General features: G+C 36.5%; 10 protein-coding genes. 9 read left to right on the forward strand and 1 reads right to left on the reverse strand.

Annotated features, from left to right (window positions below):
• The first annotated feature begins 1060 nt into the window (after nucleotides 1–1060).
• From ODZ84_RS10290 to ODZ84_RS10325, 8 genes are all read left to right on the forward strand, one after another.
• Nucleotides 1061–1600 carry a YMGG-like glycine zipper-containing protein gene (locus tag ODZ84_RS10290; protein ID WP_266176964.1) on the forward strand — a complete coding sequence of 180 codons (540 nt, stop codon included), beginning with the start codon at nucleotides 1061–1063 and terminating at the stop codon, nucleotides 1598–1600.
• A gap of 56 nt (nucleotides 1601–1656) precedes the next feature.
• On the forward strand, nucleotides 1657–3291 hold the full coding sequence (locus ODZ84_RS10295; protein WP_266176965.1) for an LIC_10190 family membrane protein: 1635 nt from the start codon (nucleotides 1657–1659) through the stop codon (nucleotides 3289–3291).
• A 50-nt stretch (nucleotides 3292–3341) separates the two neighbouring features.
• A complete protein-coding gene (aroC, locus tag ODZ84_RS10300) occupies nucleotides 3342–4412 on the forward strand; it encodes a chorismate synthase (protein ID WP_266176966.1) in 1071 nt (356 codons plus the stop codon).
• A 15-nt stretch (nucleotides 4413–4427) separates the two neighbouring features.
• The gene (locus ODZ84_RS10305) at nucleotides 4428–4991 is read left to right on the forward strand and encodes a thioredoxin family protein (RefSeq protein ID WP_266176967.1); all 564 of its coding nucleotides are present in this window, start codon (nucleotides 4428–4430) and stop codon (nucleotides 4989–4991) included.
• A 92-nt stretch (nucleotides 4992–5083) separates the two neighbouring features.
• Nucleotides 5084–5623: a TlpA family protein disulfide reductase gene (locus ODZ84_RS10310; protein WP_266176969.1), complete on the forward strand. Its 540-nt coding sequence runs from the start codon at nucleotides 5084–5086 to the stop codon at nucleotides 5621–5623.
• Between the two features lie 81 nt (nucleotides 5624–5704).
• Nucleotides 5705–6052: a YkvA family protein gene (locus ODZ84_RS10315; RefSeq protein ID WP_266176971.1), complete on the forward strand. Its 348-nt coding sequence runs from the start codon at nucleotides 5705–5707 to the stop codon at nucleotides 6050–6052.
• Nucleotides 6053–6228: 176 nt separating this feature from the next.
• On the forward strand, nucleotides 6229–7596 hold the full coding sequence (gene pyrF / locus ODZ84_RS10320; RefSeq protein WP_266176972.1) for an orotidine-5'-phosphate decarboxylase: 1368 nt from the start codon (nucleotides 6229–6231) through the stop codon (nucleotides 7594–7596).
• A 69-nt stretch (nucleotides 7597–7665) separates the two neighbouring features.
• Entirely contained in the window at nucleotides 7666–10485 is a 2820-nt protein-coding gene (locus ODZ84_RS10325) for an aminopeptidase (protein ID WP_266176973.1), read from the forward strand.
• 221 nt (nucleotides 10486–10706) lie between these two features.
• Here the strand turns inward: ODZ84_RS10325 and ODZ84_RS10330 are convergent, their stop codons facing one another.
• Nucleotides 10707–11486, reverse strand: a complete 780-nt coding sequence (locus tag ODZ84_RS10330) for a T9SS type A sorting domain-containing protein (RefSeq protein ID WP_266176974.1) — start codon at nucleotides 11484–11486, stop codon at nucleotides 10707–10709.
• Between the two features lie 188 nt (nucleotides 11487–11674).
• On the opposite strand from ODZ84_RS10330, the gene ODZ84_RS10335 reads away from it, so the two are divergent.
• Nucleotides 11675–14872, forward strand: a complete 3198-nt coding sequence (locus ODZ84_RS10335) for a hypothetical protein (RefSeq protein ID WP_266176975.1) — start codon at nucleotides 11675–11677, stop codon at nucleotides 14870–14872.
• The last annotated feature ends 82 nt before the right edge of the window (nucleotides 14873–14954 follow it).

The following is a 14954-nucleotide window of genomic DNA, read 5'->3' on the forward strand; positions in this document are numbered from 1 at the left end:
AGCTTTAATATATATTAATAATTGCATTACCTATAATGGATAGGTCCTGTCACAAAATAAATCAATTAGTTCCAATAGGCTATTTTGGGAGATGATGGTCATGTTCTTCTTATTCAAATAGCTGACCATGGCAGGATTGAAAAATAAATGAGATCCGGATATCATTAATAAGATAAATCATCATTCAGTTCCCCGACAAAAAAAGACCTCCCGATAAAGGAGGTCAAAAAAAACACAAATGATGAAAAAAAATGTTCTTATATAAAAATTATATTCTATGTTATATGCAAAAATAAGGTAACAGATTATTGGATTTTATGCTCCCAGTCATAAAAGATAATCCTGAGTATTTTTTCTATTGATTGCAATAAAAATGGCCTCAAATAAATGAGGCCGTAAAAACACAAATGATGAAAAAAAAATCTATTCAGACTGAACTGAACAGAATATCTTAAATAGCAAAGCTATTATTATATCCATTTTCTTTAAAATTTCAGATCAAAATACTAAAATTCTACAATTGAATAAATAGACGACTAATATAGTAAGCATTTCTCAATTAAACGAAAAAAATTTCAAATAAATTAATATTATTATAGTTTTTCATTTTTGAATGCCAAATCTACTGTTTATTTCTAAATATGATGTATATAAATCTCAATTATTTAGACTCTCTAAAAAAAAATTATTTAAAATAATTAAATTAATGAACAATAATCTATGTACATAATATAATCAACAATAACCAGACCACAATATATAAAGCATAACAAACTATATCAATCAGTCGTAAAGTTTCTTAATGGAATCATAGCATACCAAAATTAATCTTTCTATATCAACTGTATCCTAATGCATTATTAAATTTATATTAATATTTTTCTAGTAATAAAATTGACCAAGAGTCAATATTTTTTTGTATAACCAACTAATAAAATATCAATTTTTAAGTATTTTTTCATATAATTAACATTATTTAACTCATATTTGGCTTCATAATTGGAAATATATAAATTGTTAAAGTCAGTTTGGCAATAACAGTATTATTAAAATTTGAGTTATGAAAAATATTGTGTTAACAGGTCTTTTGTCAGTTTTTTTAATGACAGCCTGTAAAAAAGATGATCAGGTAGCAGAAAAATCACTGGAACAGCAAAAAATGGAATTCCAGATGAGACAACTTGATATAGAGAAACAGAAATTAGCCATTGAAAAGGAGAAAATGGCCTATGAAGCTCAGAAAAAAGCAGATAGCATCGTAGAAGCTAAAAAGTCAAAAAGTGAAGCTACTGCGAATGCCAAACCTCAGGTAATAAGAGAAACACATACAGTTTATAGAGACAGGCCGGCCTCAAGTTCCAACGGAACTTATGCAAACAATGGAAGCAGTGCCTCTCAGGGAACCACCCAGAAAAAGGGAATGAGCAAAGCGGCCAAAGGTACCATCATCGGTACAGTTGGCGGTGCTGCAGCCGGAGCTATTATTGCTAAGAAAAACAGAGGTCTGGGTGCTGTTATCGGTGGTGTTGTAGGTGGGGCTACAGGGTATACTATCGGTAGATCCGGAGACCGAAAAGATGGAAGAGTGCAGCCCAGATAATTAAATAAATCTCAAAAAAGAATAAAAGATTGCTTATTTTTAGGCAATCTTTTATTATGTTTTTAATTCTTGTTTCTGCTATTTTCCTTATTCCGGCACTCATGGGCTTTGGAAAGATAACGGAGTATATGTTCGGTTCATTATTTAATGGAATTTCTGCAAAAATAATTTCCGGAATTTTAGGAATCAGTATCATCTGGACCCTGCTTTCTTTTTTTATCCCTCTCAATATATATGTGGAAATGCTGACCCTTCTGGCAGGATTTTTATATTTTTTCAGGAAAAAATTATATTCCCCTTTTTACTCATTTTCAAAAAATGATTCTCTATTAATTCTAATTTCTTCTGCCGTTATCCTGTTTTCTGGATCATTTTATCCTTATTTGTTAGATCATTTCGGTTACTATGTGCCCACACTAAAATGGCTGACGGAATTTGGACTGGTTAAGGGAATTTCAAATCTGGACCTTACGCTCGGACAGATGTCGGTCTGGCATATTTTTCAGGCTGGATTTTCAAACTTTTCCGATCCTTCTTTAAGAATAAACAGTATTTTACTAATCGTTTATATTATTTATATTATTGAAAGAAAAAGCTGGATACAACTATGTTTTATTCCTGTCCTGCTGCTGTTCTCGCAGTCTCCCAGTCCTGATTTACCCGTTATTGTTTTCTCCGTGATGATTTTAAATGAAATGGTCTGCCGGAATAAAAACACCACGCTCCTGTTCTTACTTTCAATGTTTGTATGGACGATAAAACCTACCATGATCTGGCTGCCTGTGTTAAGTTTCTTCTATTCTGTCTTTATACTAAAATCAGATGTCAAATGTTTTATTCCGGGAGTGTTCATTATTTTATTATTCTTCATTAAAAATTTATGGACCTTCGGGTACCCTGTCTTCCCTGTAGCCATTGGAGATTTCGGACTCTACTGGAAACCCAGCCCTGAAGTCCTGAAGATATCCTCACAATACGCCCTTCAGAAGACCTATGATATGCAGTATTCATATGCTGAGATTCAGAAATTCTCTGCTTGGGATTATATGAGAAACTGGTTTTCTCTGGATGGCATCAAATCGGAAATCAATATATTATTAATCATAAGCCTGCTGGCGTTCACTGTTTTCACCTTTATTAAAAAAGACAGAATGACGACTTTTGTCTGGATCGGCTTATTCATAAAAACAGTTTCTGTACTTGTATTTTCAGCCCAGTACCGATTTTTTATCGATGTTTTTTTTGTCATCTTTTTTGTGATGTTTATGCATTACTTTAATCGAAAGAAATCCGTCATTGTATTTTCAGGCCTAAGTTTCTCTTTCATACTGCTTCTCTCCTTTCCCCGGCTCGTTCAAACTTATTTACCAAGCTTCAATCCGGGAAATTTCATGGGAACGTTTAAAAAAAGTCAGCTTTATCGGCCATCCGTGTATCAGTCCACTCATTTTACTTCTTTCAGGGTCGGAAATCTGCAGTTTAATGTTTCTCAAAAATACCCGTACAATTACAAAACCCCGACGCCTGCTATTTCGGCAAGTTATATTTTCGATTACGAAAGAGCCGGTACTTTTCCACAGCTGATTAACAAATACGATATCAAAGAAGGCTTTATCTGGAAAAAATTAAATATCAAAGAGAAAAAAGAAGTCCGGAGCGTTACTTATTCTATCAACCATTCGTATCAATAGAACAGATGATCCGGCATTATAATCTGAATAAAAAGCTGTAAATTTGTGTCATGTTAAATACTCTAGGTAATCTACTCAGTCTTACAACATTTGGAGAAAGCCACGGTCTGGCTTACGGTGGAATCATCAATAATTTCCCGGCAGGTTTAGCGCTTGATTTTGATAAAGTTCAATATGAGCTGGATCGGAGAAGGCCAGGTCAGTCGGCCATCGTTACCCAAAGAAAAGAAAGTGATACGGTACAGTTTCTTTCAGGAATTTTTGAAGGAAAAACTACCGGAACTCCCATTGGTTTTATGATCGAAAATGAGAATCAGAAATCAAAGGATTATGATCACATCGCCAATTCTTATCGTCCGAGTCACGCAGATTTTACCTACGATCAAAAATATGGTCTGAGAGATTATCGCGGGGGAGGAAAATCGTCTGCCAGGGAAACCATGAACTGGGTGGTAGCCGGAGCGTTAGCCAAACAGCTGTTGTCTGATATCGAAATCAATGCTTACGTTTCATCTGTAGGTGACATCTTCTGTGAAAAACCTTACCAGGCTCTGGATTTCTCGAAAACGGAAAGCAATGAAGTCCGCTGTCCTGATGCGGAAACGGCTGAAAAGATGATCGAAAGAATAAAAGAGATTAAAAAAGAAGGCAACACCATTGGCGGAACCATTACCTGTGTGATTAAAAATGTTCCTGTGGGCATTGGAGAACCTGTTTTTTCAAAACTTCAGGCGGAATTAGGTAAGGCCATGCTGAACATCAATGCGGCAAAAGGCTTTGAATACGGGAGTGGATTCTGCGGAGCCAAAATGACCGGCAAGGAGCATAATGATCTTTTTAATGAAGATTTTACGACAAAATCGAATCTGTCAGGAGGAATTCAGGGAGGAATTTCCAACGGAATGGATATTTATTTCCGTGTGGCATTTAAACCTGTAGCGACTATTCTGCGACCTCAGGAAAGCATTGATAAGGATGGGAATCGTGCGATCGTAGAGGGAAAAGGGCGTCACGATCCATGTGTTCTTCCGAGAGCAGTGCCGGTAGTGGAAGGCCTGGCTGCTTTTGTTTTAGCTGACTTGTTTCTGATCAACAAAACAAGAAATATCGATAATTTTTAATATAAATATTGAGTAATGAAAAATTACTGGGATCAGGGGATTTCTTTCGAAGAATACATCCGGATAGGATCAGAAAGACTGCAGAACCCTTCCAACCAACAGGAAATCGACTACAGACCCTATTACCAATTGGGCCTTCAGAGAATGGAAAGAACTCTTAAGAAATACATTCCGGATGAAGAGCAGTTAGCAGAACTGGCCTCAAAGAATTTTGATGGAAAAATTTTAATAATCTCTGAAGTATGGTGTGGTGATGCAAGTGCTATGGTACCTGCTGTGGTTAAATTTTTCAAAGGGAGAAATGAAGTGAAAATTTTCCTGAGAGACAGCGATAAAAGTTTAATCAGTCAGTTCCTGACCAACGGGACAGAATCTATTCCTAAAGTCATTATTCTGGATAAAGATCTCCATGTCAAAAATTCCTGGGGTCCACGTCCGAAATTTGGAAGAGAATTGTTATTAAGATATAAAGCTGATCCTGAAAAGTACACAAAAGATCAATTCTACAACGATCTGCAATTGTACTATGCTAAAAACAGAGGAAAAGATGCTGTTCAGGAAATATTGGAATTGCTGTAATAATATATTTGAGAACTACAGTCAGTTTATCATTTTACAGGAATAGGGACTGAACTTATCTTTAAGATTAAATTAATTTATCAGAGTAAAAAATGAAAAAAAATATAGTTTATTTTGTACTGATCATCATCATTGGAGTGATCGCCTTCGTTCCCGGAGTGAAGGATAAGCTGAAGGATATGTTTTTTCCGATTGCCACAATTGAAAATGCAGTTCATATCAGTGATGAAGACTACGATGTCGAGCTAAAAGGGATTAATGCGCCGAATACCAATCTTAAAAATTTCAGGGATAAAGCGATCTTTCTTAACTTCTGGGGAACCTGGTGTCCTCCATGCAGAAAAGAATGGCCATCCATCCAGGAATTATATGATACCCGAAAAGATCATGTGGATTTTGTACTGATCGCCATGAATGATCAGGAAGATGCGGTGAGAAAGTTTTTAAAAGAAAATAACTACTCCGTTCCGGTTTATATTGCGCAGAGCCCGATCTCCGAAAAGATCCTTCCAAAGGTCTTTCCCACTACGTTTCTGCTGGATAAAAACGGAAGAATTCTTATTAAGGAAGATGCCTCAAGAGACTGGAATACAGAATCTACCCATCAGTTCATCGATAATATTATTAAGTAAAGTTTAACTAAATTTTATAATTACTTGGTACAGAATTTGCGAAATTTGTATAGTTGAAAAATTATATAAACCGAACACAAAATGAAATATTCAAAACTAAATTTAGCTAAGCAGGCGATCAACCATAAAGGTTTTGTGAGAAAGATTCCTGATATCTTCAGAATGGTAAAAATGTGGCGAAAGGGAGACTACCCTATGAGGTCAATTGATATTATTCTGCCAATGTTAGGACTTTTGTATGTGATCTCCCCGATCGATTTACTTCCTGAGGTCGCTGTACCGGTACTGGGCGTTCTGGATGACCTTGCCGTTTTATCACTGATCATCCCGAAACTTATTAAAGAAGTTGATAAATTTTTGCTTTGGGAAGCGGAACGCAAATACAGTTCCGGAGATTCTAAAGTAATTGATGCGCGCATCATAAAATAGTAAAAAAACATTCCTTCCCGGAATGTTTTTTAGTTTGAGATGGAACAAGGCTTTGTTATAATAAATCTATCGTATTCTTGTGTTTACAATTCATCACTTTCTTATACATTAAAGCATAGTATTAGCAACTGAATTTAACAGCAATTTCTTAAATTTGCAACATCTAATAAAAAATAATGGAAAGTAAAAAAGAATTCTTTTTAGAGTGTTATAAACTCGGCATCATTAAATTCGGGAGATTTACATTAAAAAGCGGGATTGAAAGTCCTTTTTATGTAGACTTACGACCTCTTGCTTCAGATCCTAAAATTTTAAAAAATCTGGCTAATTACTTACTGGAAATGCTTCCTCTTGATAATTTTGACCTGATCTGCGGAGTTCCTTATGCTGCCCTTCCGATGGCTACTGCCATGTCGTTGGAAAGTTACATTCCATTAATTATTAAAAGAAAAGAAGCTAAAAACTACGGAACCAAAAAGCTAATCGAAGGGATTTATCAGAAGGGACAAAACTGTCTATTGGTGGAAGATGTGATCACTTCGGGAAAATCTTTAATAGAGACCATTGCGGAAGTAGAGCAGGAAGATCTTAAAGTAGCAGATATCGTAGTCGTTTTAGACAGGGAACAGGGCGGTAAAGAGCTTCTGGAAAGCAAAGGATACAGAGTTCACACCCTTTTTAATATTTCTGAAGTATGCACAATTCTTCAGGAGACAGGCGAATTATCTGATGAGGAAGTAAAAAGAATTCAGGACTTCCTACAGGGAAATCATATCCAGTTTGAAGAAAAACTACGGTCTTCTTATGAGAAAAAACTGGAGAGTGCACAACATTCCGTTTCAAAAAAATTATTAGAGACTGCTTTAGCAAAAAAATCAAACCTTATTGCTTCAGCTGATGTTACGACCACTCATGAGTTATTGGCTCTGGCTGAAAAAGTAGGTCCTCATGTGATTGCATTAAAAACCCATATCGACATTATTTCTGATTTCGATTATGAAAAGACAATTAAACCATTAAAAGCTCTGGCTGAGAAACATCAGTTTCTGCTGATGGAGGACAGGAAATTTGCGGATATCGGGAATACACAGGAGCTTCAGTTCACCAGTGGCGTTTTTAAAATTACGGATTGGGCAGATTTTGTAACCTCCCAGGTAATCGGAGGTTTTGAGTCTTTAGACTGTTTCAGGAATGTAGGGGTCGTGGCTATTATAGGGATGTCTTCCAAAGGAACATTAACTACTAACAGTTACAGAGAAGAAGCACTTAAAATTGCCCTATCCCATCCTAATGTTATCGGAGGAGTTTCACAAAATGCAATTCCTGAAGATCTTTTATTATTCACTCCGGGTGTAAATTTAGCAGATTCAGGAGACGGAAAAGGTCAGCAGTATAATACGCCGGAACATGTATTTAAGACTCTTCATACCGATTTTATTATTGTAGGAAGAGGAATTTATAAGTCGGACAATCCGGAGCAGGCAGCTACAACTTATAAAAATGAAGGCTGGAATGCTTATTTGAATTCTTTAGATAAAAAGTAATTCAGAATTAACTTTTTCTTTCTTGAATTATATACAAAATAAGTTATATTTGGTACTTTATCAGGAAAGTTGAAAAGAATCAGTATTTGTCTTATTTTATTTTTGGGCGTTGCAGAAGTTTCTGCACAGAAAGACAGCATCTATATCGGAGCACAGTTGTCTTCCGATAAAAAATTGCTGGATGTAAACCAGGAGCTTGTTTATTACAACAATTCCGGGAAAGACATCAGCTCCATCAAACTTTTAAACTGGGTCTCGGCCTATCACAAGAGAGGGACGTCATTAGTCTACAGAAAACTGGAAGACAGAAATACGAATCTGCATTTTGCAAAGACTGAAGAGCTGGGAAAGCTTGTGAGTTTAAATATAAAAGATTCTGCACAGCATGAAATTCCGGTCAGCAATATTTCTGATGAAAATCTTTTTCTTCCTTTACAGCAGCCTTTAAAGCCGGGAGAAAAGATACAATTACAGTTGCAGTATCAGATTCACCTGCCTGACAAAAAATTTACAGGATACGGGACTTCTGATAACACGATCGCCTTAAAATATTTCTTTATTGTTCCGGATCATTTTGATCCGGACAATATTTCCACCAGGAATTACCATGATATTGAAGAGTCTGTCAACTTCAATACCTATTGGACCGTTAATTTTGATCTCCCGGTAAATTATTTTATAGAAAGTAACCTGAAGCAGGTTCAGATGAACTCTTTTAAAGGTTATCTGGATTCTGATCCTGAATTCCTGATCTCACCCAATGAATATCCCTCTATCAATATCGATACAGAAGGCATTCGGACGGAGATCAAATTTGGATATAATTTAAAACCCGAAGAAAGGCAAAACTTAGAGTTTTACCTTCCTTTACAGTTAAAATTTATAAAAGAAAAAATCGGTTTTCTTCCGGAACGTCTTTTTATTTCTGAAAAATTCCGGGGAAAAGAAGATTTTTTCGGGAATAATGACATTACCTTCTGGAAATTCAGGTTTCAGCTGTTTACCAATGCGGAGAAAACTGACCTGGATTATTTTGGGATTATTGCCAAAAAGATCTTAGATGAAAGTATCATCACAGATAAGCAGGACCATCACTGGTTTAAAAATGGATTAAAATCTTATCTCGAAATTCAATACCTGAAAACATTTTATTCAGATGCCAAGATTTTGGGACATCTCCCGGAGACTAAAATTTTCGGAATAAAACCTCTGAAATTTTTTCATGCCTCGAAAGTCAACCTGATTGATCGCTATGGCCTGACCTATCAATACATCGTTGCACAAAACCTCGATCAGAAGATTGACGAGAAGTATGCTGTTTTAAGCAATTTTAATGACATGGCCATCAGCAGTTTTGAGACCGGAAGTTTATTTAATTATTCTGCTGAAAAGATGGGTTATGCAAAATTTGACACCCTTGTTGAAAATTTTATTAAAAGAAATACTGATCAAGAAGTAGATCCGAAAGATTTTCTGAAAGAACTCGCAGATGAGGATAAGAGAACAGCCTATCTTACCGATTTTATCTCTAAGAAAAACAGAGTCAACTTTAAGCTCAGAAAGATTAAAAAAGAAAATGATTCTTTAAGTATACAAATTTATAAAAATACACCGGCGGCCATTCCAGTAAAGCTGGAAACGCAGACTAAAGAAGGTGAAACAAAAAGCTATTGGGTAGAAACCGAAGAAAATGAAAAAATAAAAAACTTTTCTGTCCCGGCTCTGGATGTTTATAAAATCACGCTTAATGATGATTATATTTTTCCGGAGTCCAAATACAGGGATAATTTTTTGTATGCTAAAGGACTTTTTTCCAATATGAAGAAAATAAAATTCAAGCTGATTAAGGATATTCCGAATCCTGAGTTTAATGAAATTTATGTGACCCCAAGAATACGTTTCAGCAATACCTATGATAAATTTCTTATTGGATCTAATTTTAAAAATCAATCTTTTTTTGATCAGAAATTTTTATATTCGGTAACTCCCACTTACAGCACAGGAACGGGTAAGCTGACAGGTTCTGCAGGAGTTTCCTATTCATTTTTGCCCGCCGAAAGTATTATCAGAAGTTTAACTTTTGGGGTTTCAGGTTCTTATTTTCACTATGATTATGACCTGGCCTACCGAAAAGCTTCCGTGTTTTCAAATATTAATTTCAGAAAGAATCCGAGAAGTACGGTGAGCCGGGGCGTTGGTATCTCATACAATTATCTTGAAAGAGATCTCAATCCGCTGATGATCGCCAGGAATGATTATGATAAATACGGCCTTTGGAGCGTTGGTTATGGATATAGCGACAACCAGAGCATTCATGAAAAAAGTCTCAGTGTAAGTACACAGTGGATGGAAGATTTCCAAAAAGTAGCTGCAGAAGCATTTTACCGATGGGAATTTTCTCCCAAACAAAAGCTGAGCGTACGCTTGTTCGCAGGATATTTTATAAAGAATAATACCCGGAATAATACTTTTAATTATGGTATTTCCAGAGTTTCGGATTATTCTTTTTCCTATAACCTCTTAGGTCAGAGTGCAACGAGCGGTATTTTATCGCAGCAATATATTCTGGCTGATGGCGGTTTTAAATCTTTCCTGCCCGGCACTGTAAACCACTGGATCGGTTCTGTAAATGTAGACTCCAGTGTGTGGAAAATTTTTCACGTGTATGCCGATGCGGGAGTTTATCAGAATAAAAACCAGCCGACAAAATTCATCTGGGACAGCGGAATCAAAGTCAGGGTTATTCCTGATTTCCTTGAAATTTATTTCCCGGTTCAGTCTTCCCTCGGATTTGAGCCGGCTTTTAAAGATTATGCGAAACGAATCAGATATACGCTGGTTTTAAACCTGGGATCTATTATAAATGCAGCAAGAAGGGGCTGGTACTAAAAACGATGCAGTCGGACATCAGTTTCAAAGTAGGCTTTTTCTTTTATCTATCTTTAAAATCTCTTGAAAAATTAAATACCAGTCTTCAATAGTGGAGGCTGAATTTACAGCATTATCACAGGATCAAAGATTCTCCAATGAACCATTATTAAACTTAAGCTATAAAAAATCCGGCGTTTCTGAGAAACGCCGGATTATATTTATAAAATTGTATAAGAGGATTAGTCTTTTAAAATTTTCTGAGAAACCAATTCGTTATTAACAGTACCTGTTACGATATAATTTCCTTTCTGCAATTCAGCAACATTTAAAGTTTCATTTTGCTTAACAGAAGCAGATTTTACAACCTGTCCCGACATGTTATACACTTTTACATCTTTAACATTTGCACCAAAAGAGATTTCTTCTGTGGTAACGAAAGTATTTTTAACGAAATTTCCTTTATTGTTCTTTACGTCAGCAACACCTAAAGATCCTGCAGCAGTCCAGGAAACATCATCAATAGTTACCTGCTTGTTTCCTGTTGCTGTTCCTGTAGGATAAGAAATTCTTACTGTTACCGCTCCGGAAGCATTAATGGTCGTGTTAGAAGTATATACGGTTGCATCATTACCCGCTGCACCGAATGCAGGAATTACAGTAGTCTGAACTCCGTTTACAAATACCGCTAAAACTCTGTTAGCTGTTCCTCCTGTAAATGCTTTTCTGTATTTAAAAGTAAAAGTACCAACACCGTTAGGAATAACGAATTCTACAGAACTCGGCTCATCTGATCTTCTTAGCATAATCCCTTTACCTGCGATTGCATAATCTTCTGAGGTTGCTAATCCTTCATTTCTCGAATGCACATAATTTACCGTTACACCTGGTGTCTGACCAGCGAAAGTACCATCCGCATAAGTAGCAGTCAAAGCGGATTGCGCTTCGAAGTTTTCGCTACCTTGTCCAAATGCCGTTGCTGAAAAAATAACAGCAGCAACTAAAGAATAAATCTTCTTCATAGTTTAAAAATTTAATTATTAATAATTTACATTACAAAATTACACCATTTTTTTTTTCAAATACAATAATTGGGTTAATTTTTTGTTAATAATGCTAAAACCTTAATCATTAACATTTTTTAGTTATTTTTACCAACTATTTGTACTGAAACTTGCGGAATTATATCCTGATATTCGTGTTGTTTTTTATGGGCTTATTCTCAAGTAACGCGCAGGTTTTTTCCTGGACGAATCCCAATATCCCTCAGGACAGTATAAAAAGAGACAGTATACTCGCTGCCAGGCTTGAACAGGACATTTTTGCAAAAGATACCCTGGATTTTGTAAAAACAAGCAACCGCATCATTGTCGATGAAGCTGTACTTGCGAAGAACGATAAAAAAAGATTTCTTGGTGAACTGAATTCCAAAGGCTCCATCATCCGGGGAATCACGTTTGGTAATAACCAGGGACAATCGGTGCAGAGTTCGATGGATCTGCAGATTTCGGGGAGACTTTCGAAAGATGTTACCATTCTGGCCAGCATTTCGGATCACAACTTACCTATTCAGGCTGACGGATATACCCAAACCTTAGAGGAGTTTGATAAGATCTACATGCAGCTTAATATTAAGGATAAATCGATCTTAAGGGCAGGACATCTCGATCTGGTGGAATCTAAAAATTATTTTGCCAAATTTCAGAGAAGAAGCATGGGTCTTGAATTTCAGACCGAATTCGGAAAAGAAAATAAAACATTCGTGGATGTCTCAATGGGGGTTGCGCGAAGTGAATTCCACAGGGTCCGTTTTCAGGGAGTTGAAGGAAACCAGGGACCTTACCGCCTAACCGGTAAAAACGGTGAACAGTTCATTACCCTTATTTCAGGTTCGGAACAGGTTTTTATTGATGGGATTTTAATGAAACGTGGCGAAAACCAGGATTATATTATTAATTATAATACCGGTGAAGTTACGTTTACCAGTTTCCGCCCTATTTTTCAGCAAAACTTCATTACCATTTCGTATAACTATACCAACAGAAATTATTCCAGATATCTGTTTACCGGAAAAGTAGAGCATAAAAGAGAAAAGCTTAAGCTCGGACTGAACTGGTTTATGGAAAATGATAATAAAAATGCACCGCTTTCCTTAAATCTTTCTCCAGAAGATGAGCAGATTTTAGCGGATGCGGGAAATAATCCTGATCTGATGTATGCTCCGTCAGGAGTCGTTACAGAATATGATGTCAATAAAATACTGTATCGGCTGGTCCAGAACCCAAGTGGCAACTATTATCAGTTTTCCACGGATCCCAATGAAACGCTTTATACCGTTTCCTATACCTATTTCGGATCTAACCTCGGAGACTATAAAATTACACAGACTACCAATAACGGCCGTGTTTTTGAATATGCAGGTCCTAATCTGGGAGATTACAGAGCGGTACGGAAATTACCCTCTCCCCAAAAATCCCAGGTGTATTCTTTAAATTCTGAATACCTGTTAAAAGATGGAAAAATAGGTGCCGATTTCTCATTAAGCAATTATGATGTGAATCTCTTTTCGTCAAAAGATGCGGATCAGAATGTGGGATACGCATGGCGCATTTTTGGAAATAAAAAGTTCACAAAAAATAACTGGAACGGTACTCCGAGTTTCGAATACCAGTATATCGACAGGCAATTCCATATCCTGGACCGTATTAATGATGTGGAATTCTCCAGAGATTTTAACCTGACTCAGGAATTCAGCGGAAGAACGCAAAACCGGTTTATTTTTAGCTTCCTGAATAAATGGAATAATAAATCGACTTTAAACTACAGAGTGAACTATCTTGACGAACAGGATTCTTATAAAGGGATTAAAAATGATCTGGATTTCGGATGGATCAAAAACAAATTCTTCACCAAGGGAAGTCTCTCTTATCTGAGCACCAATGCTACGCTGCAGGATACCAAATTTATCAGAGGAGGAGTCTCCACCGAGTATACGGGCAAAAAAGGAAGCTGGGCAATCGGTGGAAGCATGGAACACAACGAAAAGAAATACAATGACACTCAGTTGATGGACGTCACAAGTTTCAGCTGGAAAGAAATTTTCGTCCAAAAGAAGATCGGTGACAGCACAAGAACGAAGCTGTTGGCTAAAGTGTATATGAGAGACAATGATTCCGTACGTGATAACAGGCTTCAGAACATGAATAATATCTTGGGATTCATGGCAGAAAGTCAGCTGATTAAAACAGAGAAAACTACGCTGAATGCTTTAATTCATTACAGAAAATTCTTTTACCAGAACCAGGATGCCGATATGTCCAGAAATAATGATTTTGTCGTTGGAAATATTTTATATAATCAGCAGCTTTTCCGGAACGGTATGCGTCTGCAGGCATTTTATGAATTAGGAAACGGACAGGAAGCACAAAGAGAGTTCCAGTATATTAAAGTAACGGACGGACAGGGTATCTATAAGTGGACCGATTATAATGGAGACGGAATTCAGCAGCTTGATGAATTCGAGATTGCCGAATATTCGGATCTGGCACAATATATCAGGGTGTATACCAATTCTGTACGGTATCTGCCTTCTAATAAAAACAAATTGCAGCTTGCTTTATTTGTAAACCCCTCTGTTGTTTTCAACTCTGAAAATGCATTCTTAAAACGCTGGAATTTTAATGTTTCTTTAAATTCTCAAAACTCCTTTTATAAAAAAGACAAAGTGCTGGTGCTTAATCCTTTCGAAAAAAGTGAAGATCAGATTCTCAAAAATCAGAATATTTTAACCTCCGTGCAGTTCAGCCCGACGGAAAAGTCAGGATGGAACGGAAACTATCGTTTTATTTCTAATGACAACCTGATTAATGCTAACTTCAGTAATGAAGAGCGTGAACAGACTTCTCATTTCCTTAATATCGGATATTGGTTCAACAAAGAATTCAGGGTAGACTGGGAGAATTCCGTGCACGACATTAAAAACTCTTCACAGCTTTTCGCAACCCGGGATTACCGGCTGAATAATTTTGAGACCAAGCCTAAAGCCACGTATAAATTTACCGATGCTATCCAGGCCGAGCTTTCCTCTGCTTACCGTGAGAAGCAGAGGATAGATGGTGAAGAACTCTTAAAAGCCTTTGATATCACAGGAACTGTACAATGGGAGCGTAAAAAAACATCGATCCGGGGAAATTTCTCTTTTATTAATAACGATTTTAACGGAAATAATTTCAGCATTGTAGGAAACCAGATGCTGGATGGTCTGAAACCCGGAAAAAATCAGGTATGGAGTGTATTTATTCAACAGGCTATTAACTCCTTCCTACAATTGAATCTTAATTACGAAGGAAGAAATTCCGGAGACAGAACAATACATATTGGCAGCATGCAGGTAAAAGCAAGCTTCTAAGTATGTTTTCAGCTGTTAAAAGCTAATCAAAACATTTGAACGACCATTCTTTTCAAGGAAAAATACTTTATAAATATAACTT

The organism is Chryseobacterium fluminis, assembly GCF_026314945.1.
GTDB lineage: Bacteria > Bacteroidota > Bacteroidia > Flavobacteriales > Weeksellaceae > Chryseobacterium > Chryseobacterium fluminis.

Excerpts from the sequence above, each read along its gene's own strand:
- ODZ84_RS10290 (WP_266176964.1), top strand. The coding sequence starts at position 1,061 with ATGAAAAATATTGTGTTAACAGGTCTTTTGTCAGTTTTTTTAATGACA.
- ODZ84_RS10295 (WP_266176965.1), top strand. The coding sequence starts at position 1,657 with ATGTTTTTAATTCTTGTTTCTGCTATTTTCCTTATTCCGGCACTCATG.
- aroC (WP_266176966.1), top strand. The coding sequence starts at position 3,342 with ATGTTAAATACTCTAGGTAATCTACTCAGTCTTACAACATTTGGAGAA.
- ODZ84_RS10305 (WP_266176967.1), top strand. The coding sequence starts at position 4,428 with ATGAAAAATTACTGGGATCAGGGGATTTCTTTCGAAGAATACATCCGG.
- ODZ84_RS10310 (WP_266176969.1), top strand. The coding sequence starts at position 5,084 with ATGAAAAAAAATATAGTTTATTTTGTACTGATCATCATCATTGGAGTG.
- ODZ84_RS10315 (WP_266176971.1), top strand. The coding sequence starts at position 5,705 with ATGAAATATTCAAAACTAAATTTAGCTAAGCAGGCGATCAACCATAAA.
- pyrF (WP_266176972.1), top strand. The coding sequence starts at position 6,229 with ATGGAAAGTAAAAAAGAATTCTTTTTAGAGTGTTATAAACTCGGCATC.
- ODZ84_RS10330 (WP_266176974.1), bottom strand. The coding sequence starts at position 11,486 with ATGAAGAAGATTTATTCTTTAGTTGCTGCTGTTATTTTTTCAGCAACG.
- ODZ84_RS10335 (WP_266176975.1), top strand. The coding sequence starts at position 11,675 with ATGGGCTTATTCTCAAGTAACGCGCAGGTTTTTTCCTGGACGAATCCC.